Below are 24346 nucleotides of genomic sequence, written 5' to 3'. Positions count from 1 at the left end.
CGACGATCGGTCTGGCGTGACCAACATAGTTGGCATAATCTATCGCAAAGGACTCGGGAGGGGCAGGCAAATGGATCTGAAGACGGCGCAAGGCGCGATCACGGCACTTCGCAAAAGAGCGACGTTCGAGGCGGCGTATAACTCCTATGCCGCGGGACATGATTCGAAACATCGCGAGTCCGCGCGCGCCTACAGCTACAATCACGCCGGAAACTCGGGGAACGAGCCCGCAGGTTACTATCAGAAGGTCAAGTTGGTAGAGAACCCCGAAGGCAAGATCGTCATGGACGTCAAAGGCTTGGACGGTGCGGCGCCGGTCAAGAAGTCGTACTCGCAGGACGAGACCGATCTCTCGATTGCGGACGAGAAGAACATGCTCTTCGCCGCCCTCGGCAAACTCGGCGGTTTCTATGCGCATCCCAACGCGCAGCGCTTTCATTATGCGGTGCTGATCCCGGCGGGCTATGCCGGCCGACTGTTCCGCGGCGGCGGCAAGGTCTATCCCAAGATCGCGGACCAGGTGACCGCGATGGTCATCGTCGTCGCGAAAGGCCGGTCGAACTTCCAGATCGTCACGCACTATCCGGAAACCGTCGCGCGCGCGCAGGCCATGACCGCGCTCACCTGATCACGCCTCCCGCGCGAGCGCCTTCAGCCGGTAAAGCATGTCGAGCGCCTCGCGTGGGCTGAGCGTATCCACGTCGAGCGTCTCGACCGCGTCGCGCAGCGGATCGCGCTGCTCCTCGACCGCCGCAGCCGCGGCGGCGAACAGTGGCAGGTCGTCGAGCCCAGCCGCCAGCCCACCAGTCTTCGCGCGTCCAGCCTCGAGCTTCGCCAGCACCGCCTTGGCGCGCGCCACCGTCGCCGGCGGCATCCCCGCCAGCCGCGCGACGGCGAGCCCGTAGCTGCGATCCGCCGGCCCGTCGGCCAGTTCGTGCAGCAGCACCAGCTCGCCCTTCCACTCGCGCGCCCGCACATGATGCAGCGAGAGCGCGTCGCAGCGCTCGGCGAGCCGCGTCAGCTCATGGTAATGCGTCGCGAACAGGCAGCGGCAGCGATTGTCCTCGTGGATCGCCTCGACCACCGCCCAGGCGATTGCGAGCCCGTCATAGGTCGACGTCCCACGCCCGACCTCGTCGAGGATCACGAAGCTGTTCGGCGTCGCCTGTGCCAGGATCGCCGCGGTCTCGACCATCTCGACCATGAAGGTCGATTGCCCCCGCGCCAGATTGTCCGACGCGCCGACGCGGCTGAACAACCGATCGACCAGCCCCAGCGTCGCGCTCGTCGCGGGGACGTAGCTGCCCGCCTGCGCGAGCACCGCAATCAGCGCATTCTGCCGCAGGAAGGTCGATTTGCCGCCCATGTTCGGCCCCGTCACGAGCCACAGCCGCGACCGCTCCGACAGCGCGCAATCGTTCGCGACAAATCGCTCACCCGACTTTGCCACCGCTGTCTCGACCACCGGATGCCGCCCACCGACGATCTCGAAACATGGGTGATTGACGATCGCCGGCCGCGCCCAGCCCCCCTCCGCCGCGCGCTCGGCGAGCCCCGCCGCGACATCGAGCCGCGCCAGCGCGTCCGCGGTCGCCGCGATCGGCTCGGCCTGCGTCAGTGCCGCGGCAACCAGATCCTCGAGATGCGCCGCCTCTGCGGCGACCGCATGCGCGCCGGCTTGCGTCACGCGGCTCGCGACCTCGTGGAGATCGGGCGCGTTGAAGCGCACCGCCCCCGCCATCGTCTGGCGGTGCGTGAAGCCGCTGTCGGGCTTCATCAGCGCATCGCCGTTCTTCGCCGGCACCTCGACATGATAGCCGAGCACATTGTTGTGGCGGATCTTGAGCGCGTTGATCCCGGTCTCGCTGCGATATCGCGCTTCGAGCGCTGCAATCGCTCGCCGCCCGCCCGATCCCGCATCGCGCAGATCGTCGAGTGCGGCATCATAGCCCTCCGCAATATACCCGCCGTTCGCCGCATCGATCGGCGGCGAGGGGACGAGCGCACGCTTGAGCAGGTCGATCAATTCGCCATGCCCGCGCAAGCGCGGCGCGAGGTGCGCGAGCAGATCGTCCGCGTGCCCGTCGACCAGTGCGCCACCGGCCGAGTTCAGCGTCTCGCCGAGCAGCCACGCGCCGTCCAGCCCATCGCGCAACTGCCCCAGATCGCGCGGGCTCCCCCGCCCCGCCGCGAGCCGCCCCAGCGCGCGGCCAATGTCGGGCAGCGCGCGCAACCGTTCGCGCAGCCGGACGCGCATGTCGCTGTCGTCGTGGAACCGCCCGACCAGCGCGAGCCGCGCCTCGATCGCGCCGCGATCCATCAGTGGCGCGCCGATGTCCGCCGCGAGCAGCCGCGCGCCCGCGCCGGTCACCGTCCGATCGACCGCGTCGAGCAGGCTGCCCTTGCGCATGCCCCCCGTCGCGCAGGTCAGCTCCAGGCTGTCACGCGTCGCTGCGTCGATCGCCATCGCCTCCGCCGACCGCCGGATCACCGGCGCGCGCAGGAACGGCAGCGTGCCCTTCCCATTATGGTCGAGATACGCGACCAGCCCGCCCGCCGCCGCAAGCATCGCCCGGTCGAACTGCCCGAACCCGTCGAGCGTCGCCACACCGTGCAGACGCTTCAGCCGCTCCTCGCCGCGCGCACTGTCGAAATCGCCGCGCGGGCGCCACACGGTCGCGGGAACGTCGCTGTCCTCGGCTGCGATCACTTCCGCCGCGCCAAGCCGCGCCAGCTCCGCTCCCAGCGTCTGCGCCGAACAGGCAATCACCTCGAACCGCCCGGTCGAGATATCCGCCGCCGCGATGCCCACCGCGCCGCCCGCCTCGCCCACCGCGACGCACCAGTTCGCCGCGCGCGCATCGAGCAACGCCTCCTCGGTCAGCGTGCCCGCCGTGACAAACCGCACGATCGCGCGATTGACCAGCGCCTTGCTGCCCCGCGCCTTGCGCGCCGCCTCGGGGCTTTCGGTCTGCTCGGCGATCGCGACGCGATGCCCGGCCTTGATCAGTCGCTGGAGATACGCTGTCGCGGCATGCACCGGCACGCCGCACATCGGGATCTTGGTGCCCTCATGCTCGCCGCGTGCGGTCAGCGCGATGTCGAGCACCCCGCTCGCGATCCGCGCATCCTCGAAGAACAGCTCGAAGAAATCGCCCATGCGATAGAACAGCAGACAATCCCCCGCCTCGTCCTTGAGCGCGAGATATTGCGCCATCATCGGCGTGGGGGCAGTGGGGTCAGCCACGCAGGTTCAAGCTCATGGCGCTTAGTCTTCAGGCCGACGAGCACCGTGGCGGATGCGGATGATGTAAACGATCTCGGCTGCTACTCTGTAACGGATCACGTACGGCCGAACGCCCGGTAGCTCACGAAAGGTCTCACCGGCAGGGCGGCCACGGTTCGGAAAGTCGCGTAGACTCTCGCTCGCGCTGATGAGCCGAAGCGCCATCCGCACGGCAGCCTGAGGATCGAACTGCTCGATATAGTCGACGATCAGCTCCAGGTTGGTGAGCGCCTCGTCGGTCCAAATCACGTTCGCCATTTATGGAACGGCAGACGGTCCGGCGTGCCCCAAGTACGAAGCCACGCAACAACCTCTTCGTGCTGGTAGATGCGGCCTGCCGCAATGTCCGCCTCCGCGCGCGCGTCTGCGGCGGCTTCCGCTTCCGGATCGGGATTCTCGAAAATTCCGGGCTCGTGCTTCATATGCGCACATTAACCTCCACCGCCCGCCTTGGCGAGTCAGTGTTGATCGCAAGTCCCGGGATGCAGCCGCCGCAAACCTGCGATATCGTCGCCCGCAAGGAGCCGAACGATGCCCTACGCCACCGATAAAATCCCCTCCCCCACCGGCGATCTCACGCTGGTCGCCACCGACGCCGGGCTCGCCGCGATCCTGTGGGACGACGATGCGCGGATGCAGGCGCGCTACGCCCCGCGCGTCGCGGCGCCCGATCATCCGGTGATCGCCGCCGCCACGCGCCAGCTCAACGAATATTTCGCCGGCACACGCACTGCATTCGACGTACCGCTCGACCCCACCGGCACTGAGTTCCAGCGCGCTGTGTGGACCACGTTGCTCGCCATCCCCTACGGCGAGACGCGCAGCTACCGCGACATCGCGCGCGCGATCGGCCGGCCGACGGCGACGCGCGCGGTCGGCGCGGCGAACGGGCGCAATCCGCTGCCGATCATCGCGCCGTGCCACCGCGTGATCGGTGCCAACGGCGCGCTCACCGGCTTCGGCGGCGGTCTGCCCAACAAGCAGCTCCTGCTCGCGCTGGAACGCCGCGTCCTCACGTCGCGGGAAGCGGCATGACCGCGCAGCAGGTGGTGACGCGCTGCTCGTGGGCGCAGGCCAATGATCTCATGCGCGTCTATCACGATACCGAATGGGGCGTGCCGCAGCACGACCCACGGATGCTGTGGGAAATGCTGATGCTCGAAGGCTTCCAGGCCGGCCTGTCGTGGCAGATCATCCTCAACAAGCGCGAGGGCTTCCGCGCCGCCTTCGCCGGCTTCGATCCCGCAAAAGTCGCCGCTTTCGACGATGCCGACATCGAACGCCTCATGGCCGATCCCGGCATCGTGCGCGCTCGCGCCAAGATCGTCGCCACGATCCGCGGCGCGCAACTTTATCTCGAAATGGGGCCACAGGCGTTCCACGATTATTGCTGGGGCTTCACCGATGGCGCGCCGATCGTCAACGATGGCGCGCAATGGCTAGCCACGACGCCGCTGTCCGATCGTATTTCCAAGGACATGAAGGCGCGCGGCTTCAAATTTGTCGGGCCGACGATCGTCTACGCCTGGATGCAGGCGGTCGGGATCGTCAACGACCATCAGGCCGATTGCTTCCGGCGCCAGTGCGCACCCGTGGTTGCCCCGCGCGCACCTACGGTTGCATCGTGACGACCCGCCCCTAAAGGCTCTTGCGACCCCTCCTCCCCGCGGAGCGACCCATGACCGACGAAGCCACCACCAACCTCCAGTTCTCCGAACGCGAGGCGCTGCTCTTCCATTCGGAGGGCCGCCCCGGCAAGATCGAGATCATCGCGTCGAAGCCGATGGCGACGCAGCGCGATCTCGCGCTTGCTTATTCGCCCGGCGTCGCCGTCCCGGTACGCGCGATCTACGAGGATCCCGCGACCGCCTATGATTATACCGCCAAGGGCAATCTCGTCGCCGTCATCTCCAACGGCACCGCGATCCTCGGCATGGGCAATCTCGGCGCGCTCGCATCCAAGCCGGTGATGGAAGGCAAGGCAGTGCTGTTCAAGCGCTTCGCCGACGTCGATTCGATCGATCTCGAAGTCGATACCGAAGACGTCGACGCCTTCATCAACTGCGTCGCTTTGCTCGAGCCGTCGTTCGGCGGGATCAACCTCGAGGACATCAAGGCGCCCGAATGCTTCATCATCGAGCAGACGTTGCGCGAGCGGATGAACATTCCCGTCTTCCATGACGACCAGCACGGCACCGCGATCATCACCGCCGCGGGCCTCATCAACGCCTGCCTGCTCACCAATCGCCGGCTCGGCGACATCAAGGTCGTCGTCAACGGCGCCGGCGCCGCCGCGATCGCCTGTACCGAGCTGATCAAGGCGATGGGTGTTCGCCAGGACAATGTGATCATGTGCGATCGCAAGGGCGTGATCTACCAGGGCCGTGAGAATGTGAACCAGTGGCAGTCGGCGCACGCCGTGCCGACCGAGGCACGCACGCTGACCGAGGCGCTGACCGGCGCCGATGTGTTCCTCGGCCTCTCCGCCGCTGGCGCGCTCGCGCCCGAGATGGTGAAGGATATGGCGCCCGCGCCGATCATCTTCGCGATGGCCAATCCCGAGCCCGAGATCCGCCCCGAACTCGCCAAGGCCGCGCGTCCCGACGCGATCATCGCCACTGGCCGCTCGGATTATCCCAACCAGGTCAACAACGTGCTCGGCTTCCCGTTCATCTTCCGCGGCGCGCTCGACGTGCGTGCGACCGGGATCAACGACGAGATGAAGATCGCCGCCGCACAGGCGATCGCGATGCTCGCGCGCGAACGCGTGCCCGAGGAAGTCGCTGCCGCTTACGGCGTGCAGCATTTCTTCGGCGCCGAATATATCATTCCCGCACCATTCGATCCGCGCCTCATGGAGATCGTGCCGGTCGCGGTTGCCAAGGCGGCGATGGATTCGGGCGTCGCGACGCGCCCGATCCTCGACATGGAGGGCTATCGCCAGAGCCTGAAAGCGCGCCTCAATCCGACGACGTCGGTGCTCAGCCTCGCCTATGAGGGCGCCCGCGCGCACCCCAAGCGCGTGCTGTTTGCCGAGGGCGAGGAAGAGGTCGTGCTGCGCGCTGCGGTCAATTTCAAGGAAGGCGGCTACGGCACGCCGGTGCTCGTCGGGCGCGACGACGTGCCCGATCGGCTGCGCGCCTTGGGCATCGCCAACCCCGAAGAATACGAGCTGCACAACAGCCGCGTCTCGCCGCTGGTGCCCGAGATGGTCGACTTCCTCTACAAGCGGCTCCAGCGCCGCGGCTATCTGCGCCGCGATTGCGAGCGGATGATCAACCAGGATCGCAACACGTTCGGCGCGGTGCTGCTGCAGATGGGCCACGCCGATGCGATGATCACGGGCGTCACGCGCACTTGGGCGCAATCGATGCGCGAGGTACGCCGCGTGATCGATCCCGAGGCCGGCCGCACGCCGTTCGGCATCCACCTGATGGTCGGCCAGAGCCACACGGTGTTTATCGCCGATACGACAGTCAACGAGCGCCCCAACGCGGTGCAGCTCGCCGACATCGCCGAACAGACCGCCGCCGTCGCGCGTCGCATGGGGCATGAGCCGCGCGTCGCCTTCCTCAGCTATTCGACCTTCGGCAATCCCAAGGGCTCGTTCCTCGACAATGTGCGCGAGGCGATCACAGTGCTCGACGGACGCAAGGTCGGCTTCGAATACGAGGGCGAGATGACGCCCGATGTCGCGCTCAACCCCAAGCAGCTGGCGAACTACCCCTTCGCGCGGCTCTCCGGCCCCGCCAACGTGCTGATCATGCCGGGCCTGCAGTCAGCACATATCTCGGCCAAGCTGCTGCGCGAGCTCGGCGGCGACAGCGTCATCGGGCCGATGCTGATCGGCATGGAAAAGCCGGTGCAGATCGCGCCGATGACGTCGACCGCAAGCGACCTCATGACGCTGGCGGTGCTCGCCGCCGGCGGCATCGCACGCTGAACCTGAACAATCGCATCGACCACGCGACGCCTCGTTACACTTCTCACCGAACCGCGGCACAAGTTCGCGACATTCGCCCCCTATCTCCTTGGTTGTCGCCCGAACGGCGACGACCAAAAGGAGACATTTCATGAAGAGCTCGTTCAAGACCATCGGCCTTGCGCTTGCCGGCCTCGGCATGGCCGCCGCTGCCGTCCCCGCTTCGGCGCAGGCGTGGCAGTCGATCAACCAGCGTCAGCGCAATATCGACGTGCGGATCGACCAGGGCGTGCGCAACGGCTCGCTGACCCGGCCCGAAGCTCTCCGCCTGCGCGCGCAATTCCGTGACCTCAGCAATCTGGAAAATCGCTACCGGCGCAGTGGCGGCGGGCTTTCGGTGGGCGAGCGGCGCGATCTCAACACGCGCTTCAATCGCCTGAGCGCACGCGTCCAGATCGAGCGGAATGACCGGCAGAACCGCCGCTGATCCTTATAGCGTCTCTTTCCGCATCGCCGCGGCCACGTTTTGATACGCAACCAACACGGGGTTCTGGCCATTACCCCTTCGTCTAGAACGAATTTGGAGGAAGCGATGCGGAAAGTAGCGTTGGCCGCGGTAAGCGCAGCAGTAATGGTAAGCGGATGCATGGGCACCAACGGCGGTGGCTTCGGCGGCGGCAACAATTATGCCGGCTACGATTACAACCGGCCCGATCCGGCTTACAACGGCTACGAAGCCGATCGTTATTATCGTGACGATCGCCGCTATCGCGAACGCCGCCTCTCGCAGAACGACCGCGTCTACGCCGGCCGGGACGGGCGTTATTACTGCCGCCGTAACGACGGCACGACGGGCCTAATCGTCGGCGGACTTGCCGGCGGTGTCCTGGGCACCGCGCTGGCACCCGGCGGCTCAGGCCTGCTCGGCGCCCTGCTCGGTGGCGCCGGCGGCGCAGCGCTTGGCCAGTCGGTCGATCGCGGTGGTCGCAACAATAACAACGTGCGCTGCCGCTAAGGTTACCTTGGGCGCCGGTTGCTTCACGGAGCGACCGGCGCGCAAATCTAACGCGATCGACTTAATACCCCTTCCCTCTCCGCCGCCGACGCGGCATTCTGCCTCCCATGCGGCGACAGTCCGCCAGCGGAGAGTATGAATGAGCAAGCGGATCGCGGTCATCGGGGCCGGCATGGGCGGGCTATGCGCCGCCATCAAGGGCCGAGAAGCGGGGCATGATGTCACCGTCTTCGAACATGCCGATTCGGTCGGCGGCACGTGGCGGGCGAACCGCTACCCGGGCGTCGCTTGCGACGTGCCCGCCATCCTCTACCAGTTCAGTTTCGCGCCGAACCACGGCTGGAGCCACCATTACGCGCGCGGTCCCGAGATCCACGACTACACCAAAGGCCTCGTCGATCAGTTCGGTCTCGCCGACGCGTTGCGCTTGAACGAAGACGTCACCCGCGCAACGTGGAGCGACACTGACAACAGCTGGACGATCGAAACCGAGGCCGGCGCGACCGAAACGTTCGACGCGATCGTCCCCGCGCTGGGCCAGCTCAGCCGGCCGACCTTCCCCGACATTGCCGGCATCGCCGACTTCAAGGGCGCCAAGTGGCATGCCGCTGAGTGGGACGACAGCGTCGACCTTGCCGGCAAGCGCGTCGGCGTGATCGGCTCTGCTGCCAGCGCAGTTCAGCTGATCCCCGAGGTCGCGAAAATCGCAGGTCATCTCACCGTCTTCCAGCGCACCGCCAATTGGGTCGTGCCGCGCAACGATCATCACGTCACGCCCGAAATGAAGATGCTGCTGGCGACCAACGTCGAGATGGCGATGAAGCTCGGCGCCCAGCAACGCGCGATGATCTTCGACACCGCGGACGCGTATTTCTGGCAGGCGTTCAAATTCACCCCCGAAGGCCGCGCCGGCTACACCCGCACCGCGCTCGACCTGCTCGAAGAGCAAGTCCCCGATCCGGTGCTCCGCGCGAAGCTGACCCCCGATTATCCGATCGGCTGCAAACGCATTCTGATTACCGACGACTTCTACCCTGCGCTGATGCGCGACAACGTCACGCTGGAAACCGCCGGGATCGAGCGGATCGAGGCCGATGGCGTGCGCACCAAGGACGGCTTCCACGATCTCGACGTGCTGATCTTCGCGACCGGCTATGAAACGACACAATGGGATTGGTCGATGGAGGTCGTGGGCGAAGGCGGCCGGACGCTGAAGGACACCTGGAAGGACGGCCCCGAAGCATATCTCGGCATCATGGTCGCCGGCTTCCCCAACATGTTCATGCTCTACGGGCCGAACACGAACCTCGGGCATAATTCGATCAGCTTCATGATCGAGGCGCAGGTCGGTTACATGCTCCAGACGCTCGCGACACTCGAAGCCGAAGAAGCGAAGGCGGCAGAGGTCACCCCCGACGGCCAGCGCCGCTTCAACGAGCGGATCACGCAATTGCTGTCGAACACCGTCTGGGCCGATCCGCATTGCCGCAGCTGGTACAAGGCGGCGAACGGTCGCGTGTATCAGAACTGGGCTGGCGACTGTGCGAGCTACGCCGAGGAAACCGCCGTGCTCGACCGCGAGGCCGTGGCGCTACGGTGACGGCACCCGGTCGGTCTGCTAGCGACGCCGCAATGGCAAGCCGACAGGGATAAGCAGAAATGGGCCAACCGCTGCAGCATGGCGAGATTTCGTTTCGCTGGGACAAGTCGGAGGCAATCGCCCGCGCGGCCGCGGCGTTCGCGGGCGCGGTAATCGGTTCCGACACGCGTTATATCAGTCACGGCGAAATCCAGACTGGCCTCAGCCCGGACGGCAAGGTCTGGGCTGATGGCCTGCCGGCTTTATACGCTGACGATTTCCTCGATCTCGGTGAGGAACGCGATCTGCTGGTCGCGCTCGACCCTGACGGCGCGATCGTCGGCATGGTCGTGCTCGCCTGGGAAGAAAGTGCCCGCCGCCGCTTCGCGGTACTGGAGGATATGGCAGTCGATCCGGCGCAGCGATCATTGGGCATCGGCGAACGGCTGCTCGCAACGGTCGAAGCACGGGTGGCCGAGCGCGGGATCGACTGGCTGTTTCTCGAAAGCGGGCTCGACAATCATGGCGCACACCGCTTTTTCGAACGCCATGGCTTTGCGACCGTGTCCCACGTCTTTGCGAAGCGGCTGCACCACGCGGCTTGATCCTCCCCGGGCGATCCGTACGCTGAATGCTCCGGGGGGACGTAACGAATGGCGGGTAAGGTTGCACAGGGCTTTGCCTGTGAATATTCATCACGGCTGATCTGCAAAATCGAATGGATCATGGCCGATCCATCGGCGGCCGCATCGCTGATTGGAGCGCTCGTGACTGCCGCCGGTTTCATCTTCGCCGGCTCGCAGATCTATATCTCGCGTAAACATCACGACGAGGAACGGCGCTGGAAGCGATCCGAGTTCGTCCGCACCTTGCTGTCGGAAATGGTCAACAATCCGAATATCGCGCTGGTCTCGCGCATCCTCGATTGGCGCGAAGGCCCGGCCCGTATCCCCGAGCCGTTCCAGCCGCTGTTCGCCGCGATGCGCACATCCCGCACGGCTCCCGCCTGGGATCGCCATCGCACCGCCGACGACTATTTCGAGATCGACTGGGGCCGCTTCATCCGCGCGCTGAAAGTCTATCGGGATCCCGACTGGCGCGATCCTGACATGTACATGTACCGGACGTGCTTCGATTCATTCTGCGCGTTCATCCAGGGCGTTGCCGAAGATGTCCGCACGATCGGCGTCGCCTCGGCCGAATATGCCGATCTCAGCTTCTACTGCCATCGCATTATCTTTCCGCTCAACGCCGCCCGCCGGCTCGATGACGATGCGGACGCGATGCTCGAACGCTACATCAAGGCTTATTACAACGAGAAGACCTACGACGTGATCGTCAGCCAGGCACAAGTCTACGCCGACACGCACGAGGGCGAGTTCTCGCCGGCCGATAAGGTTCGCGCGCGGTCTGAGGATGCGGTCGCCGCCTAGCAGGCACGCACCGCGAAGCGATCAACCGTCGCTAACCCGCTCGATATCCGCCCCCACCGCACTCAGCTTTTCCTCCAGCCGCTCATAGCCGCGATCGAGGTGATACACCCGCGCCACCGACGTCTCGCCATCGGCCACCAGTCCGGCGAGGATCAAGCTCATCGACGCGCGCAGGTCGGTCGCCATTACCGGCGCGCCGATCAGGCGATCAACGCCGCGCACCACTGCGGTACGCCCGCTTACCGTGATGTCCGCGCCCATCCGCGCGAGTTCGGGCACGTGCATGTAGCGGTTCTCGAAAATCGTCTCGGTCAGCATGCTCGCGCCATCCGCCATGCATAGCATCGCCATGAATTGCGCCTGCATGTCGGTCGCGAACCCTGGAAAAGGCGCGGTCGACAGCGTCAGCGGCTGGATTGGGCCCTGTGCCTTGATGAAGACGCTGTTCTTGCGCGGCTCCACCAGCGCCCCTGCATCGACAAGCGCCGACAACGTCGCCCCCATGCTCTCGGCATCGACGTTGGTGAGCTCGAGTTCGCCGCCAGTGATTGCCGCCGCACAGGCATAGCTGCCCGCCTCGATCCGGTCGGGCATCACGGCATAGGTCGCGCCATGGAGCCGCTGCACGCCCTCGATCTCGAGCGTTTCCGTGCCGATGCCATCGATATGCGCGCCCATTGCAACCAGGCAATTGCACAGATCGACGATCTCGGGTTCGCGTGCGGCATTCTCGATCCGCGAGCTGCCCTTCGCGGTCACCGCAGCCATCACGACATTCTCGGTCGCGCCGACTGAGACGACCGGAAAGCGATAACGCCCGCCCGGCAGCCTGCCCCCCGGCGCACGCGCGGTGACGTAACCGGCGCTCATCTCCAGCTCCGCGCCGATCGCTTCCAGCGCCTTCAGATGAAGATCGATCGGGCGATTGCCAATCGCGCACCCGCCCGGCAACGAAACGCGCGCCTCGCCAGCGCGCGCCAGGATCGGCCCGAGCACCAGGATCGACGCGCGCATCTTGCGCACGATGTCGTACGGCGCCTCGGTCGAGGTCAGCTGCCCGGCACGGATCGTCATCACCCGGCCGAACTCGTCCGGCCGCGTCCCCTGGATCGCGGTCGACGCGCCAAGCTGGTTCAGCAAATGGCCGAAGCCATCGACATCGGCCAGTCGCGGCAGGTTGCGCAGCGTCACCGGCTCGTCGGTCAGCAACGCACACGGCATCAGGGTGAGCGCGGCGTTCTTTGCGCCCGAGATCGGCAGTGTGCCCGACAGCCGATTGCCGCCACGGATGAGGATACGGTCCATCCCATGGCTCTAACGAAGGTCGGCGTCGTCGCCAAGCGATGCGCAGGGCAGCAGGGTTGATCGACTTTAATGCGCGCCGCGCCGTTTGGTGACTAGCGTCTCGGCCTTAAAATCAGGGGCCTCCGCCGCGTGCCAAGTAGTTGTTTCGCCGAACGTCTCGGCGAGTATATCGTGTTGACCGAGGCCGAACATGCGCTGCTCGACTGTATCGAGGAGCGCGAACGCACGCTGCGGCGTGGCGCGGCGCTGGTGCGCGAGAAGGACGCGACGACCGAGCTTTTCATCCTGAAGCGCGGGATGATGATGAGCTTCGTCATCCTCGACGACGGCAGCCGCCAGATCCTGCAGTTCCTGTTTCCGGGCGACATCATCGCGATGTCGGCGCTCGCCTATTCGCGCGCGCGCGAGGCGGTAACGGCATTGTCGGACAGCGTGGTTTGTCCGTTCGATCGGCCGATGATGTCACGGCTCGCTTGCGAACAACCGCGGCTGTTCGCTGCAATCGTCGCGATCGACCAGATCGAGCGCGTCGCGCTGACCGATCGTCTGGCAGGCCTCGGTCGGACCTCGGCGAAGGCACGGGTCGCTGCGATCCTGCTAGAGGTACGCGATCGGTTGCGCCGGATCGATCCCGCGCTGGGCGATAGCTTCGTGCCAGGGTTGACCCAGGAGGAGATCGGCGACGCGACCGGGCTTACCGCCGTCCACGTCAACCGCATGCTGCGGCAACTCGAGGACGAGAAAATGATCGCCCGCGAGTCGGGTCGCGTGACGATTCTCGATGAACCACGGCTTGCGCGCGCGGCGAACTATGTCGATCGAATGGCGGGTATCGACCTGTCGTGGTTGCCGGCCGCAGCCACGATCAGCGCAGTCGCTCGACAAACCGAATGACATGCCCATAGGCGGCGCGGTCCTCGACCGCGAAGCGAGCATTGAGCGCAGCGCCGTCACCCTTCACCTCGCGCGAACGCCACAGCGCGACCTGGAACGCCTTGCGCTCGGCGCTGCACGCGCGGTCGGTCTGAATCGCGATCGCCGCAGGAGAACTCGTGCTCGCCATCGCGACCTGCGCGTAATCTTCGAGGCATGTATACCAGGCGGTGCGCTCCGGCGCTGCCGGGCCCACCGATACTGCCGCAGTGGTGGCGAGCAGGGCGAGGAGCATCATGGCAAGCGGCGCCCGCGGGCGATCAGGCCTTTTCCAGCGTGCATTGCAGCGGGTGCTGATTCGCGCGGGCGAAATCCATCACCTGGCCCACCTTCGTCTCCGCGACCTCGTAGCTGAACACCCCGCACACGCCGACGCCCTTCTGATGGACGTGCAGCATCACGCGAGTCGCTTCTTCGGACGTCATCCGGAAAAAACGCTGCAGACACAGCACGACAAACTCCATCGGCGTGTAATCGTCGTTGAGCATTAACACACGATACGGCGTCGGCTGCTTCGTCTTGGAGCGCGTACGCGTCGCGATGCCGACGCCGGTGCCCTCGTCACCGCCATCGTCGCGTCGCTCGGCCATGCTGATCGAATAGGTGGTCATCGTCACTCGACAAAATATGGCAAGCGGGGCGCCAAGGGCAAGGCCTGAAACGAAAACGGGGCGACCGTCTTGCGACGACCGCCCCACATTCACACAAGTCCGTCGCTATTAAGCGGCGGTCTTTACCTTCTCGGCGGCCAGCGCGACGCGGTTCGAGATCGGCTGCGCGATCTCGCCGGCGAGCTTCAGCGTGGCTTCCGTCGAGCGCGAAGCTTCAGCGACGAACGCGTCGAACGTGGCGCGCATGTAATCGCTCTGCAGCTTGAACAGCTCGGTCGGCGACTTGACGGTCGACATCGACTTGAACGCGCTGGTCGCATGCTCGAACGAGGCCTTGGCATATTGCGCCGCGTCCTGGCTCATCTTCTCGACGCCCTTGGCGGCGATCTTCGACGATTCGACCATCGCCTCGAGGTTGCCCTTGTTGAACGCGCCCATTTCCTGGAACGACTGCGCGCCCTTTTCCATCTGCGCCTTGGCACGCTCGTTCACGTCGGCGAACGCGGTCTTGGTCTTGTCGGTGATCATCTGGATCGTTTCGACCATCTTGGATTCCTTTGCGATGCTCTCCGCCGGAGCGGCGGGGGGCGTGATTTCGGTCTGCGGTGGTACGCTGGTCTGCTCTGGCGCTGGCGTTGCGGCGATCTTCGCCGCCGGGGCCGGCTTCTTGGCCGTCTTGGTCACCGGCGCCTTCAGCACCGATGGCACGGGGCTCGGCCCTTCTGCGCTTGCCGACAGCACGATCTCGTCGAGGCTGGTCGGCGTCACTGGCGTATCGGACATGCAAACGGCTCCCTATGCTGCGCTGCACAATAGTGAAACGTCGGCCCTAAATCAAGACTTTTGTGCAGTGCAGCAATTGCCCTCAGCGGGCACGCACGTAGCTCCCCGGCGCATCCTCCATCGCCGCCATCGCGCCACCGCCGGGCACGCGCGCGCCATCCGGGGCGACACGCTCGTCGCCATGCCCGCCCAGCCACTCAAGCCAATGCGGCCACCAGCTCCCTTTCGTCTCGGAAGCCCCGGCGACAAACGCATCGAGCGAATCCACGGCAGCGTCGTTGGTCCAATACTGATACTTCTGCGCCGCCGGCGGATTGACGACGCCAGCGATATGCCCCGATCCGGCCAGCACGAACTCCATCGGCCCGCGGAAATGCCGCGTGATCTCAAACACGCTTTCGGCCGGCGCGATATGATCCTCGCGCCCCGCCTGGATGTACGATGGCGTCGTGACCATCGTCAGGTCGATCGGCGTCCCCGCGATCGACAATGCGCCGGGCGTCACGAGCAGATTGTCGCGATACAGATCGGTTAGATAACTCAGGTGCCATTTCGCCGGCAGGTTGGTCGTATCGCCGTTCCAGTGCAGCAGGTCGAACGGCACATAATCGTTGCCGAGCAGATAGTTGCTGGTGACGTAATTCCAGATCAGGTCGCGCCCGCGCAGCAGGTTGAACGTCGCCGCCATATACCGCCCGTCGAGGAACCCTTCCGACGACAGCGACCGCACCATCGCCAGCTGATCGTCCTCGATGAAATGCTTGAGCTCGCCCGCCTGCGCGAAATCGACCTGCGCGGTGAAGAACGTCGCGCTCTTCACCTTGTCCGCCTCGCCGCGCGCGGTCAGCAGCGCCAGCGTCGCGGCGAGCGTGGTGCCCGCCACGCAATAGCCGATCGCATGGACCGCGGGCACATCCAGCACGGCGCGCACCGTATCGATCGCATCGACCTGCGCGGCGACATAATCGTCCCACACCACGTCCTTCATCGACGCGTCGGCCGACTTCCACGACACCATGAACACCGTGATGCCCTGATCGACGCACCAGCGGATGAAGCTCTTCTCGGGCGTGAGATCGAGAATGTAGAACCGGTTGATCCACGGTGGGAAGATGACGAGCGGCGTCGCCAGCACGTCAGGCGTCGTCGGCGTATACTGGATCAGCTCGTACAGCGCCGTGCGGTGGATCACCTTGCCCGGCGTGACGGCCAGGTTTCGACCGATCTCGAACGCATCGCCGGGCGTATGCGTCAGCTGCCCACGGCTCATGTCCGCGAGCATATGCTGCAGCCCCTTGAGCAGATTCTCGCCGCGCGTCTCGACCGTCTTGGCTATTACCTCGGGGTTGGTCAGCGGAAAATTCGACGGGCTCATCGCATCGACGAGCCCGCGCGCGGCAAAGCGCATCTGTTCTTTCTGCTTGTCGTCGACGCCGTCCATCGCGTCGATGCTGCGCAGCATATGATCCGAGATCATGAAATAGGATTGGCGGATCCAGTCGAACACCGGGTTCTCGCGCCACGCATCGGCCTTGAAGCGTTTGTCGCGCGCCTGGGCCGCCGGCTCCTCAGGCCGCGGCGCCTTGGGATCGAGCATTCGCTGCCACAGCGTCAGGCTGTCCGTCCAGAAATCACGCACTTGCGCCAGCGCCGGATTGTCGAACGTCGGCACCGATTTCAGCGAGGCGAGCCCCTGCTCGAGCATCATCTGCTGCCCTCGCCCCATCACCCACGTCCAATGCTGCAGGTCCGCCAGGCTCGGCGTCGCGGTGGCCGGTGCCGGCGCGTCCGGGTTCGGGGTGGCTTGCTGATCGGTCATGACGTCCTCTCGCGAAGCAGCATAGCGCGGCTTTGTGACCGCGAAAACCTGCCTGCTTCCGCTAAGCCAACGCAGCGTCTATGCCGCTGTTCCCAGCACGAGGCTTGCCATGTCCGACGAATTCTACCGCATGAAGCGCCTGCCACCCTATGTCATCGCCGAAGTGAATGCGATGCGGGCGCAGGCGCGCGCGGGCGGCGAGGACATCATCGATCTCGGCATGGGCAATCCCGATCTGCCGCCGCCCGAGCACGTCATCGAAAAGCTGATCGAAGTCGCGCGCAAGCCCGACGCGCACGGCTATTCCGCCTCGAAGGGCATCCCCGGCCTGCGCCGCGCGCAGGCGAACTATTACGGCCGCCGCTTCGGAGTCGACATCGATCCGGAAACCGAGGTCGTCGTCACGATGGGCTCGAAAGAAGGGCTCGCCAGCCTCGCCACCGCGATCACCGCGCCCGGCGACGTCGTGCTCGCGCCCAACCCGTCGTACCCGATCCATACCTTCGGCTTCATCATCGCCGGCGCAACCATCCGCGCCGTGCCGACCACCCCCGACGAGCATTATTTCGAAAGCCTCGAACGTGCGATGGCATTTACCGTCCCGCGTCCGAGCATCCTCGTCGTCAACTATCCGTCGAACCCGACAGCCGAGGCGGTCGACCTCGCCTTCTACGAGCGGCTCGTCGCCTGGGCACGCGAGAATAAGGTCTGGATCATCTCCGACCTCGCTTATTCCGAGCTCTATTACGACGGGAACCCGACCCCCTCGATCATGCAGGTGCCCGGCGCGAAGGACGTCGCGATCGAATTCACCTCGCTGTCGAAGACCTATTCGATGGCCGGCTGGCGGATCGGCTTCGCGGTCGGCAACAGGACGCTGATCGCGGCGATGACGCGCGTGAAGTCGTACCTCGATTACGGCGCCTTCACCCCGATCCAGGCCGCCGCCTGCGCCGCGCTCAACGGCCCGCAGGACATCGTCGAGCAGAACCGGCGGTTGTATCACCGCCGCCGCGACGTGCTGGTCGAAAGCTTCGGCCGCGCCGGCTGGGACATCCCCTCCCCGCGCGCCAGCATGTTCGCCTGGGCGCCGCTGCCGCCAGCGCTCGCGCACCTTGGCAGTCTCGAATTCTCCAAGCAGATGCTCACCCACGCCAAGGTCGCGGTCGCGCCTGGCGTCGGCTACGGTGAGAATGGCGAGGGCTTCGTGCGCATCGCGATGGTCGAGAACGAACAGCGCCTCCGCCAAGCGGCGCGCAACGTGCGAAAGTATCTCGCCAGCATGGGAGTAAACACGCCCGCCCGGAACGCCGGTTGAGCACGATCGGCGCGGTGCTGCACCGACGCATCGCTTCCATTTTCTCCCGTCACCCCGGCCTCGAGCCGGGGTCCCGCTTCTTCTTCACACTGCGAGAAACAGCGGGACCCCGGCCCGAGGCCGGGGTGACGGACAGCAGATCGCCGACCGATTCGCGCACGGCGGGGGCACATGGACGGCTATAACCCGCTCTATTCGCTCGCCGGCCTCATGGTCGGCATGCTCGTCGGGCTGACCGGCGTCGGCGGCGGATCGCTGATGACGCCGCTGCTGGTTATCGCCTTCGGCTTCCACCCCGCCACTGCGGTCGGCACCGACCTACTCTATGCCTCGGCGACCAAGACGGTCGGCAGCGCGGTGCATGGCATGCGCGGCACCGTCGATTGGGCAATCGTGCGGCGGCTCGCCACCGGCAGCCTGCCCGCCGCCTTGCTCACGCTGCTGGTGCTGAGCCGTGCCGGCACAACGGCGAAGGAGACCGGCGCGACGATCGCGGTTGTCCTCGGCGTGGCGCTGGTCCTCACCGCGCTCGCCACATTCTTCCGCGCGCGGATCGTCGCGCGCGTCGCCCCATATTTCGACGGCATGAGCGAGCGGCGGCTCGCGACTCTCACGGTGATGCTCGGCGCGATCCTCGGCGTGCTGGTGTCGTTCACCTCGGTCGGCGCCGGCGCGCTCGGCATGACCGCGCTGCTCATCCTCTACCCGCTCGCCCCGGTGAACCGCCTCGTCGGCTCCGACATCGCGCACGCCGTGCCGCTGACGCTGATCGCCGGGCTCGGCCATTGGTGGCTCGGTTCGGTCGACATGATGCTGCTCGCCTCGCTCCTCGCCGGATCGATCCCCGGCATCGTGCTGGGCAGCGTGATCGCATCGCGCGTCACCGATCGCGTCCTCACCCCGATCCTCGCGACGACGCTCGGGCTGGTGGGGCTGAAGCTGATTTTGTAGCACGCCCCCCTGCTAGCCGCCCCCCATTCTTGTTAGCCTCTCCATACCCGTTCGTGCTGAGGAGGCATTGAGCTTGTCGAAATGCCGTCCCGAAGCACATGTCCTTCGAGACGGCGCTTCGCTCTGCTCAGCACCTCCTCAGGGCGACCGGGAGATGACAAACCGTTCGTGCCGAGCAAAGTCGAGGCACATGCCCAAAGCAACCCGTACGTGGCTTGTCCCTCGACTTCGCTCGGGACGAACGGAAATGAACATAGGACCACCCAAATGCCCCGCCCCGGCTTCGCCTTCTCCACCGCCTTCAAGGTCCGCTACGCTGAGATTGACGGCCAACGCGTCGTCTTCAACTCGCGCTATCTCGAATATGCCGATGTCGCCGTCACTGAATTCTGGGAATGGACCGGGATCGAAGCCGCGCTCGGCGAAACCTGGCGCGAGATGGAATTCCACGTCCGCCGCGCCACGGTCGATTATCTCAAACCGCTGGTGCTCGGCGACACCGTCGAAGCATCTGTGCGGATCGAGCGGATGGGCACTTCGAGCATCACCAAGCGCTTCGATCTCGCCAACCAGCACGGCGATCTGTGCAACGTGATCGAGCTGGTCAGCGTCAACGTCCATCTGCCGACCGGCCGCCCGGTCCCGATCGAGGGCGACGTCCGCCAGTTCCTGAATGCGCTGATGGTGGCACAGCCCGATCGCGTCGCGTAAGGCAACCGACATGCTCGACATGCGCCCCGACTGCGAACGCTGCGGCACCGATCTTCCCGCCGATCAGGGCGGCGCGTTCATCTGCTCGTTCGAATGCACCTTCTGCGCCGACTGCGCCGAGGCAATGGACGAACGCTGCCTCAATTGCGGCGGCGAACTCCTCGACCGCCCCGCCCGCATCGGCGCCTCGCTGAAGAAGCATCCCGCCTCGACGAAGCGCCACTTCGCCAGTTGATCCTAATCTCCCCTCCCGTTTGCGGGAGGGGTCGGGGGAGGGCCTGCCCGAAGAGAACCACGCCGCAATGGCTGTCCTACTCTGCCCGATCATGATCTAATCGCAGCCGATGAGCATCGTCCGCCTCCCTACGCCCTCTCCCATCACCCCAACGAATGTTGAGGCTGTTGGAGAAAAACGCGCCACAGCCTCAACTTACTCAACATTCGTTTTTTGCAATCGTCGATGACAGCCCGGATCCTAATCATCGCAGGTTCCGATTCCGGCGGCGGCGCCGGCATTCAGGCCGACATCAAGACCGTCACGATGCTCGGCGGCCACGCGATGACAGCCGTGACGGCCATCACCGCGCAGAACACAGTGGGCGTGCAGGGCGTCCACCCGATCCCGACCGAAATGGTCGTCCAGCAGATGCGCTCCTGCATCGACGACATCGGCGTCGACGCGGTCAAGATCGGCATGATCGGCTCGGCCGCGACGGCGCATGCGGTAGCGGACGTGCTGGAAACCCTATCTCCCTCTCCCCGCTCGCGGGGAGAGGGCCGGGGAGAGGGGCAGTCCCAAGCCACCCCGTCCGCCGCCCTCCCCCTCTCCCAACCCTCTCCCCTGAAGGGGAGAGGGCTTCCGATCGTCTTCGACCCAGTGATGATCGCCACCTCCGGTTCGATCCTCGCCGACGCCGACACGATCACTGCCTTCGACCGCCTGATGCGCCTGGCGACGCTGGTCACCCCCAACCTCCCCGAACTCGTCGCACTTGGCGGCAAGGGCGCGGTGCTGGAAACCGGCGCAGCGCTCCTCGTGAAAGGCGGCCACGCCGAAGGCGACAAGATTACTGACCGCCTGCTCGACCAGAGCGGTGAGGTCACCAGCTGGACAGCCCCCCGCATCGACACCCCGCACACCCACGGCACCGGCTGCACCCTCGCCAGCGCGATCGCCGAAGGCCTCGGCCGCGGCCTCCCCCTTCCGCAAGCGACCGCCCGCGCCCGCCGGTTCGTCCGCATCGCACTCCGCGAAGCCCCGGGTCTCGGTGCCGGACACGGCCCGATGGGCCACCAAAAGGTCCGCCTCGACAGCGACGTCGGCGGCGCGACCCCCAACCAGATCACCCTCCCCGCCACCAACCACGCCGCAAGCTTCGCCTTCTACAAAGAACTCGGCCTCACTCCGATCGTCGACAGCGACGGCCGCTATGCCCGCTTCGAAAGCGCCGGCGGCACCACGCTTTCGATCGAGGCCGCCGACGAGATCGATGCAAAACCGATCCTCTTCCTCGAAGTCGCCGACCTCGACGTCGCCGTAACAGCCGCCCGCGCGCACGGGATCGCGGTCACCGATCCGATCGACCAGAGCTGGGGCTGGCGCGAAGCCCGACTCTCCGACCCCGCCGGCAACGCGCTTCGTCTCTACACCGCTGGCGAGAACCGCCGCTTCCCGCCATGGCGGCTGACATGCCCGGATTGAAACACGAACGCCTCTATCTCGCCCCTGTCGCCGGAGTGGACGAGGCCGGCCGCGGCCCGCTCGCCGGCCCTGTCGTCGCCGCGGCCGTCATCCTGCCGGCGAGAAACGTCCCCAGAGGCATCGACGATTCGAAGAAGCTCCCCGCCACCGAGCGCGCCCGCCTCTGCGCACGGATCACCGACTGCGCGATCGTCGGCGTCGGGATCGTCGAGGCCGACGAAATCGACACGCTCAACATCTATTGGGCGACGATGAAGGCGATGACGATCGCGGTCGATCAGATCGCAACCAAACTCGGCTGCGCGCCCGGTCACGTCTTGGTCGATGGCAATCGCCTGCCGCGCTGGGGCTATGCGTCCACCCCGATCGTCGGCGGCGACGCGCTCAGCCGCTCGATCGCCGCCGCCTCGATCGTCGCGAAGCACACCCGCGACACGATCATGCTCCAGCACCACGAATCATATCCGCAGTACGATTGGGCGTCGAACAAGGGCTATGGCGCGCCCGCGCATCGCCGCGCTTTGGCCGAACATGGCCCCTGCCCGCTCCACCGTCGCAGTTTCGCACCGGTCGCGCAGACGGTTCTGCAATTCTAGAGTCTTTTGCGCCACACCCCACCGCTTGAGGCCTGCCGGCGCGCGGGACTCAACATCTGGGGCGGGCCGCGAAATGTTCCGCTTCGTTAACGACTTCGCAATGATGTTCGTTAACCATTGTCCGCTTGACGACGAGTCCGCCGCGCGGCGACCATCGCGTGCGAAATGGGGGAATCAATGGGGGTCATCGAAAAGGCGCGCGTCCGCAGCGCAAAGGCGGCGCCCGTTGCCACACCACCGGCGGTGCTGCCGCTGGACGAGATCCTGATGGGCGATTGCATCGCCCACATGCGTGCGCTGCCGGCGAAGTCGGTGGACATGATCTTCGCCGACCCGCCCTACAACCTCCAGCTCGGCGGCGAGCTGTTCCGTCCCGACGGCAGCCATGTCGATGCGGTGACCGACGATTGGGACAAGTTCGACAGCCTGAAGCATTACGACGCCTTCACCCTCGCCTGGCTGGCCGAGGCACACCGTCTCCTGAAGGAGGACGGCACGATCTGGGTGATCGGCAGCTACCACAACATCTTCCGCGTCGGCGCCGCGGTGCAGGATCTCGGCTATTGGATCCTCAACGACATCGTTTGGCGCAAGGCCAATCCGATGCCCAATTTCCGCGGCACGCGCTTCACCAACGCGCACGAAACGCTGATCTGGGCGTCGAAGGGTGAGAAAGCGAAATACACCTTCAACTACCGATCGATGAAGACGCTGAACGACGAGCTCCAGATGCGCTCGGATTGGGAATTCCCGATCTGCGGCGGGCAGGAGCGGCTGAAGGGCACTGACGGCCACAAGGTTCACCCGACGCAAAAGCCCGAAGCGTTGCTGTACCGCATCCTGCTCGCCTGCACTAAGCCCGGCGACGTGGTGCTCGATCCGTTCTTCGGCACCGGCACCACCGGTGCGGTGGCCAAGCGGCTCGGCCGGCGCTGGATCGGGATCGAGCGTGAGACGGGCTATATCGATGCCGCAAAGGCGCGCATCGCCGCCGCCCTGCCGCTCGACGAATCTTCGCTGACCACGATGCAGAGCCCGCGCCAGCAGCCCAAGGTCGCGTTCGGCGTGCTCGTGGAGAATGCATACCTCCCCGCCGGCAGCATCGTCACCGATGCCAAGCGCCGCTGGCGCGCCACGGTGCGTGCCGACGGAAGCCTGGCGAGCGACTGCGGCACCATCGGATCGATCCACAAGCTTGGCGCGACGCTGCAGGGGGCACCGGCGTGCAACGGCTGGACCTTCTGGCACCATGAGGCCGCAGGGGTGCTGACACCGATCGATTCACTGCGCCAGACGTACCTGCTCGCGACACAGGTCTAGTCTCCGCCGTCATGCACCTACTCCCGGTCCAGTTCGTCGATGCGCCGTTCGCGTATCCTGATGGCGCAGTCGAGCGGCTGGCCGGCGGGATGCAGTGGTTCGCCGCCTATGAGGTTACCGAAGCCGCCACAAAGCGCGTCGTCCCGGTTGCCGAGGTTGCGTCACTTGGCGAGCGAGCAGTCACCCTACACGGCCGCATCACCGCACCGCGACCGGCGCTCACCCTCGGCCCACGCACGTTGCGGTTCGACCAGCCCGTGGTCGCCGGCATCCTCAACCTCACACCTGACAGCTTCTCCGACGGCGGCGCGCATAGCGACGATCCCACTGCCGCAGCCGCGGCCGGCATGACGATGGCCGGCACCGGCGCCGCGCTGATCGACGTCGGGGGTGAATCAACTCGGCCGGGCGCGACGCTTGTCTGGGAGGAGGACGAAGCCAAGCGCGTCGTGCCCGTCATCAAGCGGCTGGCGGCGGCTGGCGCGCTCGTGTCGATCGACACACGCAAGGCGTTGGTGATGGAGCGCGCGCTCGCCGCAGGCGCCGCGATCGTAAATGACGTGTCAGCTCTGCTGTGGGACACGCGCGCGCTCGACGTCGTCGCGCGCACCGGCTGCCCCGTGATCCTGATGCACTCGCCCGACCCAACCAAGGGGCCGCACGGCGGCGATGGCTATCGCAATGTAGTGACCGACGTCTTCGACTGGCTCGAAGCACGCATCGAGGCGGTGGTCGCGGCCGGCGTGGAGCGCTCGCGCGTGATCGTCGATCCCGGGATCGGCTTTGGCAAGTCGCTGCAGGACAATCTCGCGCTGATCAACGCGCTGACGATCTTCCACGGTCTCGGCTGCCCGGTCATGCTAGGGGCGAGCCGCAAGCGACTGATCGGCGCCTTGTCGAACGAAGCGCCGGCGGGCGAGCGGCTCGGTGGCTCGGTGGCGCTCGCGCTGAAGGGGGCGGAGGCCGGGGTGCAATTGCTGCGCGTCCACGACGTGCCGGAAACGGTGCAGGCGCTGCGCGTCTGGCGCGGCCTGCGCGACCGGGCCTTCGTGGGGTGAGTAC

Annotated in this window: 26 protein-coding genes; 18 read left to right on the top strand and 8 right to left on the bottom strand. The window is 65.9% G+C overall.

The annotated features are described in order from the left end of the window. Positions 1–70: 70 nt before the first annotated feature. Positions 71–628, top strand: a complete 558-nt coding sequence (locus LLW23_RS10985) for a hypothetical protein (protein ID WP_228945466.1) — start codon at positions 71–73, stop codon at positions 626–628. Here the strand turns inward: LLW23_RS10985 and mutS are convergent, their stop codons facing one another. The 3 genes from mutS to LLW23_RS10970 are packed head-to-tail and all read right to left on the bottom strand — an operon-like array spanning position 629 to position 3708. Further along, positions 629–3220, bottom strand: coding sequence for a DNA mismatch repair protein MutS (gene mutS, locus LLW23_RS10980; protein ID WP_228948549.1), 2592 nt, complete (start codon positions 3218–3220; stop codon positions 629–631). A 48-nt stretch (positions 3221–3268) separates the two neighbouring features. Continuing rightward, the gene (locus tag LLW23_RS10975) at positions 3269–3544 is read right to left on the bottom strand and encodes a type II toxin-antitoxin system RelE/ParE family toxin (RefSeq protein WP_228945465.1); all 276 of its coding nucleotides are present in this window, start codon (positions 3542–3544) and stop codon (positions 3269–3271) included. Beyond that, the gene (locus LLW23_RS10970) at positions 3532–3708 is read right to left on the bottom strand and encodes an antitoxin (RefSeq protein ID WP_228945463.1); all 177 of its coding nucleotides are present in this window, start codon (positions 3706–3708) and stop codon (positions 3532–3534) included. The genes LLW23_RS10975 and LLW23_RS10970 overlap by 13 nt, the downstream gene beginning before the upstream one ends. A 109-nt stretch (positions 3709–3817) precedes the next feature. Between LLW23_RS10970 and LLW23_RS10965 the strand changes: the two genes are divergently transcribed. The 8 genes from LLW23_RS10965 (at position 3818) to LLW23_RS10930 (ending at position 11235) form a co-directional block, all read left to right on the top strand. Further along, positions 3818–4321, top strand: a complete 504-nt coding sequence (locus tag LLW23_RS10965; RefSeq protein WP_228945461.1) for a methylated-DNA--[protein]-cysteine S-methyltransferase — start codon at positions 3818–3820, stop codon at positions 4319–4321. Beyond that, on the top strand, positions 4318–4914 hold the full coding sequence (locus LLW23_RS10960) for a DNA-3-methyladenine glycosylase I (RefSeq protein ID WP_228945459.1): 597 nt from the start codon (positions 4318–4320) through the stop codon (positions 4912–4914). The genes LLW23_RS10965 and LLW23_RS10960 overlap by 4 nt, the downstream gene beginning before the upstream one ends. A 50-nt stretch (positions 4915–4964) precedes the next feature. After that, entirely contained in the window at positions 4965–7229 is a 2265-nt protein-coding gene (locus tag LLW23_RS10955; protein ID WP_228945457.1) for an NADP-dependent malic enzyme, read from the top strand. A 130-nt stretch (positions 7230–7359) separates the two neighbouring features. Next, on the top strand, positions 7360–7695 hold the full coding sequence (locus LLW23_RS10950) for a hypothetical protein (RefSeq protein WP_228945455.1): 336 nt from the start codon (positions 7360–7362) through the stop codon (positions 7693–7695). A 105-nt stretch (positions 7696–7800) separates the two neighbouring features. Next, positions 7801–8223, top strand: a complete 423-nt coding sequence (locus LLW23_RS10945; RefSeq protein ID WP_228945453.1) for a hypothetical protein — start codon at positions 7801–7803, stop codon at positions 8221–8223. A gap of 139 nt (positions 8224–8362) precedes the next feature. After that, a complete protein-coding gene (locus LLW23_RS10940) occupies positions 8363–9823 on the top strand; it encodes a flavin-containing monooxygenase (protein WP_228945451.1) in 1461 nt (486 codons plus the stop codon). Positions 9824–9882: 59 nt separating this feature from the next. Continuing rightward, entirely contained in the window at positions 9883–10407 is a 525-nt protein-coding gene (locus LLW23_RS10935; protein WP_228945450.1) for a GNAT family N-acetyltransferase, read from the top strand. 120 nt (positions 10408–10527) lie between these two features. Next, complete coding sequence (locus LLW23_RS10930; RefSeq protein ID WP_228945448.1) at positions 10528–11235, top strand: hypothetical protein; 708 nt, start codon at positions 10528–10530, stop codon at positions 11233–11235. 21 nt (positions 11236–11256) lie between these two features. Here LLW23_RS10930 and murA read toward each other — a convergent pair whose 3' ends face one another. After that, positions 11257–12540, bottom strand: a complete 1284-nt coding sequence (gene murA / locus LLW23_RS10925; protein WP_228945446.1) for a UDP-N-acetylglucosamine 1-carboxyvinyltransferase — start codon at positions 12538–12540, stop codon at positions 11257–11259. A 129-nt stretch (positions 12541–12669) separates the two neighbouring features. Here murA and LLW23_RS10920 point away from each other — a divergent pair, with 129 nt between their 5' ends. Continuing rightward, a complete protein-coding gene (locus LLW23_RS10920; protein ID WP_228945444.1) occupies positions 12670–13434 on the top strand; it encodes a Crp/Fnr family transcriptional regulator in 765 nt (254 codons plus the stop codon). On the opposite strand, the gene LLW23_RS10915 is transcribed toward LLW23_RS10920, so the two are convergent. The 4 genes from LLW23_RS10915 to LLW23_RS10900 all read right to left on the bottom strand — a co-directional run bounded on the left by LLW23_RS10915 (position 13406) and on the right by LLW23_RS10900 (position 16686). After that, positions 13406–13711 (bottom strand): hypothetical protein, encoded by a 306-nt coding sequence (locus LLW23_RS10915; protein WP_228945442.1) that lies wholly within the window; start codon positions 13709–13711, stop codon positions 13406–13408. The two genes, LLW23_RS10920 and LLW23_RS10915, sit on opposite strands and share 29 nt — an antisense overlap. A gap of 22 nt (positions 13712–13733) precedes the next feature. Further along, positions 13734–14063 carry an ATP-dependent Clp protease adapter ClpS gene (gene clpS, locus LLW23_RS10910; RefSeq protein WP_228948548.1) on the bottom strand — a complete coding sequence of 110 codons (330 nt, stop codon included), beginning with the start codon at positions 14061–14063 and terminating at the stop codon, positions 13734–13736. Between the two features lie 129 nt (positions 14064–14192). Next, entirely contained in the window at positions 14193–14867 is a 675-nt protein-coding gene (locus LLW23_RS10905) for a phasin family protein (protein WP_228945441.1), read from the bottom strand. Between the two features lie 82 nt (positions 14868–14949). Next, on the bottom strand, positions 14950–16686 hold the full coding sequence (locus LLW23_RS10900; protein WP_228945439.1) for a PHA/PHB synthase family protein: 1737 nt from the start codon (positions 16684–16686) through the stop codon (positions 14950–14952). 109 nt (positions 16687–16795) lie between these two features. Here LLW23_RS10900 and LLW23_RS10895 point away from each other — a divergent pair, with 109 nt between their 5' ends. From LLW23_RS10895 to folP, 8 genes are all read left to right on the top strand, one after another. Then, entirely contained in the window at positions 16796–18004 is a 1209-nt protein-coding gene (locus tag LLW23_RS10895; protein WP_228945437.1) for an LL-diaminopimelate aminotransferase, read from the top strand. Between the two features lie 171 nt (positions 18005–18175). Then, positions 18176–18955: a sulfite exporter TauE/SafE family protein gene (locus LLW23_RS10890; RefSeq protein WP_228945435.1), complete on the top strand. Its 780-nt coding sequence runs from the start codon at positions 18176–18178 to the stop codon at positions 18953–18955. A gap of 267 nt (positions 18956–19222) precedes the next feature. Beyond that, positions 19223–19666, top strand: a complete 444-nt coding sequence (locus tag LLW23_RS10885; RefSeq protein ID WP_228945433.1) for an acyl-CoA thioesterase — start codon at positions 19223–19225, stop codon at positions 19664–19666. A 10-nt stretch (positions 19667–19676) separates the two neighbouring features. Continuing rightward, entirely contained in the window at positions 19677–19901 is a 225-nt protein-coding gene (locus LLW23_RS10880) for a DUF1272 domain-containing protein (protein WP_228945431.1), read from the top strand. A gap of 225 nt (positions 19902–20126) precedes the next feature. Next, a complete protein-coding gene (locus LLW23_RS10875) occupies positions 20127–21368 on the top strand; it encodes a bifunctional hydroxymethylpyrimidine kinase/phosphomethylpyrimidine kinase (protein WP_228945429.1) in 1242 nt (413 codons plus the stop codon). After that, positions 21356–21964, top strand: a complete 609-nt coding sequence (locus tag LLW23_RS10870) for a ribonuclease HII (protein WP_228945427.1) — start codon at positions 21356–21358, stop codon at positions 21962–21964. Before LLW23_RS10875 ends, LLW23_RS10870 begins: the two co-directional genes overlap by 13 nt. Positions 21965–22141: 177 nt before the next feature. Then, entirely contained in the window at positions 22142–23284 is a 1143-nt protein-coding gene (locus LLW23_RS10865) for a site-specific DNA-methyltransferase (RefSeq protein WP_270049232.1), read from the top strand. An 11-nt stretch (positions 23285–23295) separates the two neighbouring features. Beyond that, positions 23296–24342 carry a dihydropteroate synthase gene (gene folP, locus LLW23_RS10860; RefSeq protein WP_228945425.1) on the top strand — a complete coding sequence of 349 codons (1047 nt, stop codon included), beginning with the start codon at positions 23296–23298 and terminating at the stop codon, positions 24340–24342. Positions 24343–24346 lie beyond the last annotated feature (4 nt).

Origin of the sequence: Sphingomonas radiodurans, from assembly GCF_020866845.1 — a bacterium.
GTDB classification, from domain to species: Bacteria; Pseudomonadota; Alphaproteobacteria; order Sphingomonadales; family Sphingomonadaceae; genus Sphingomonas; species Sphingomonas radiodurans.
This window is presented reverse-complemented; position numbering and strand designations above follow the sequence as displayed.

Bases quoted from the DNA above. Each gene is read 5' to 3' on its own strand.
- LLW23_RS10930 (WP_228945448.1), top strand. From the start codon at position 10,528: ATGGCCGATCCATCGGCGGCCGCATCGCTGATTGGAGCGCTCGTGACT.
- LLW23_RS10865 (WP_270049232.1), top strand. From the start codon at position 22,142: ATGGGGGTCATCGAAAAGGCGCGCGTCCGCAGCGCAAAGGCGGCGCCC.
- LLW23_RS10915 (WP_228945442.1), bottom strand. From the start codon at position 13,711: ATGATGCTCCTCGCCCTGCTCGCCACCACTGCGGCAGTATCGGTGGGC.
- LLW23_RS10940 (WP_228945451.1), top strand. From the start codon at position 8,363: ATGAGCAAGCGGATCGCGGTCATCGGGGCCGGCATGGGCGGGCTATGC.
- LLW23_RS10965 (WP_228945461.1), top strand. From the start codon at position 3,818: ATGCCCTACGCCACCGATAAAATCCCCTCCCCCACCGGCGATCTCACG.
- murA (WP_228945446.1), bottom strand. From the start codon at position 12,540: ATGGACCGTATCCTCATCCGTGGCGGCAATCGGCTGTCGGGCACACTG.
- LLW23_RS10960 (WP_228945459.1), top strand. From the start codon at position 4,318: ATGACCGCGCAGCAGGTGGTGACGCGCTGCTCGTGGGCGCAGGCCAAT.
- LLW23_RS10985 (WP_228945466.1), top strand. From the start codon at position 71: ATGGATCTGAAGACGGCGCAAGGCGCGATCACGGCACTTCGCAAAAGA.
- LLW23_RS10890 (WP_228945435.1), top strand. From the start codon at position 18,176: ATGGACGGCTATAACCCGCTCTATTCGCTCGCCGGCCTCATGGTCGGC.
- LLW23_RS10905 (WP_228945441.1), bottom strand. From the start codon at position 14,867: ATGTCCGATACGCCAGTGACGCCGACCAGCCTCGACGAGATCGTGCTG.
- clpS (WP_228948548.1), bottom strand. From the start codon at position 14,063: ATGGCCGAGCGACGCGACGATGGCGGTGACGAGGGCACCGGCGTCGGC.
- LLW23_RS10880 (WP_228945431.1), top strand. From the start codon at position 19,677: ATGCTCGACATGCGCCCCGACTGCGAACGCTGCGGCACCGATCTTCCC.
- LLW23_RS10885 (WP_228945433.1), top strand. From the start codon at position 19,223: ATGCCCCGCCCCGGCTTCGCCTTCTCCACCGCCTTCAAGGTCCGCTAC.
- LLW23_RS10950 (WP_228945455.1), top strand. From the start codon at position 7,360: ATGAAGAGCTCGTTCAAGACCATCGGCCTTGCGCTTGCCGGCCTCGGC.
- LLW23_RS10870 (WP_228945427.1), top strand. From the start codon at position 21,356: ATGCCCGGATTGAAACACGAACGCCTCTATCTCGCCCCTGTCGCCGGA.
- LLW23_RS10895 (WP_228945437.1), top strand. From the start codon at position 16,796: ATGTCCGACGAATTCTACCGCATGAAGCGCCTGCCACCCTATGTCATC.
- LLW23_RS10975 (WP_228945465.1), bottom strand. From the start codon at position 3,544: ATGGCGAACGTGATTTGGACCGACGAGGCGCTCACCAACCTGGAGCTG.
- folP (WP_228945425.1), top strand. From the start codon at position 23,296: ATGCACCTACTCCCGGTCCAGTTCGTCGATGCGCCGTTCGCGTATCCT.
- LLW23_RS10955 (WP_228945457.1), top strand. From the start codon at position 4,965: ATGACCGACGAAGCCACCACCAACCTCCAGTTCTCCGAACGCGAGGCG.
- LLW23_RS10970 (WP_228945463.1), bottom strand. From the start codon at position 3,708: ATGAAGCACGAGCCCGGAATTTTCGAGAATCCCGATCCGGAAGCGGAA.
- LLW23_RS10900 (WP_228945439.1), bottom strand. From the start codon at position 16,686: ATGACCGATCAGCAAGCCACCCCGAACCCGGACGCGCCGGCACCGGCC.
- LLW23_RS10935 (WP_228945450.1), top strand. From the start codon at position 9,883: ATGGGCCAACCGCTGCAGCATGGCGAGATTTCGTTTCGCTGGGACAAG.
- mutS (WP_228948549.1), bottom strand. From the start codon at position 3,220: ATGATGGCGCAATATCTCGCGCTCAAGGACGAGGCGGGGGATTGTCTG.
- LLW23_RS10875 (WP_228945429.1), top strand. From the start codon at position 20,127: ATGACAGCCCGGATCCTAATCATCGCAGGTTCCGATTCCGGCGGCGGC.
- LLW23_RS10945 (WP_228945453.1), top strand. From the start codon at position 7,801: ATGCGGAAAGTAGCGTTGGCCGCGGTAAGCGCAGCAGTAATGGTAAGC.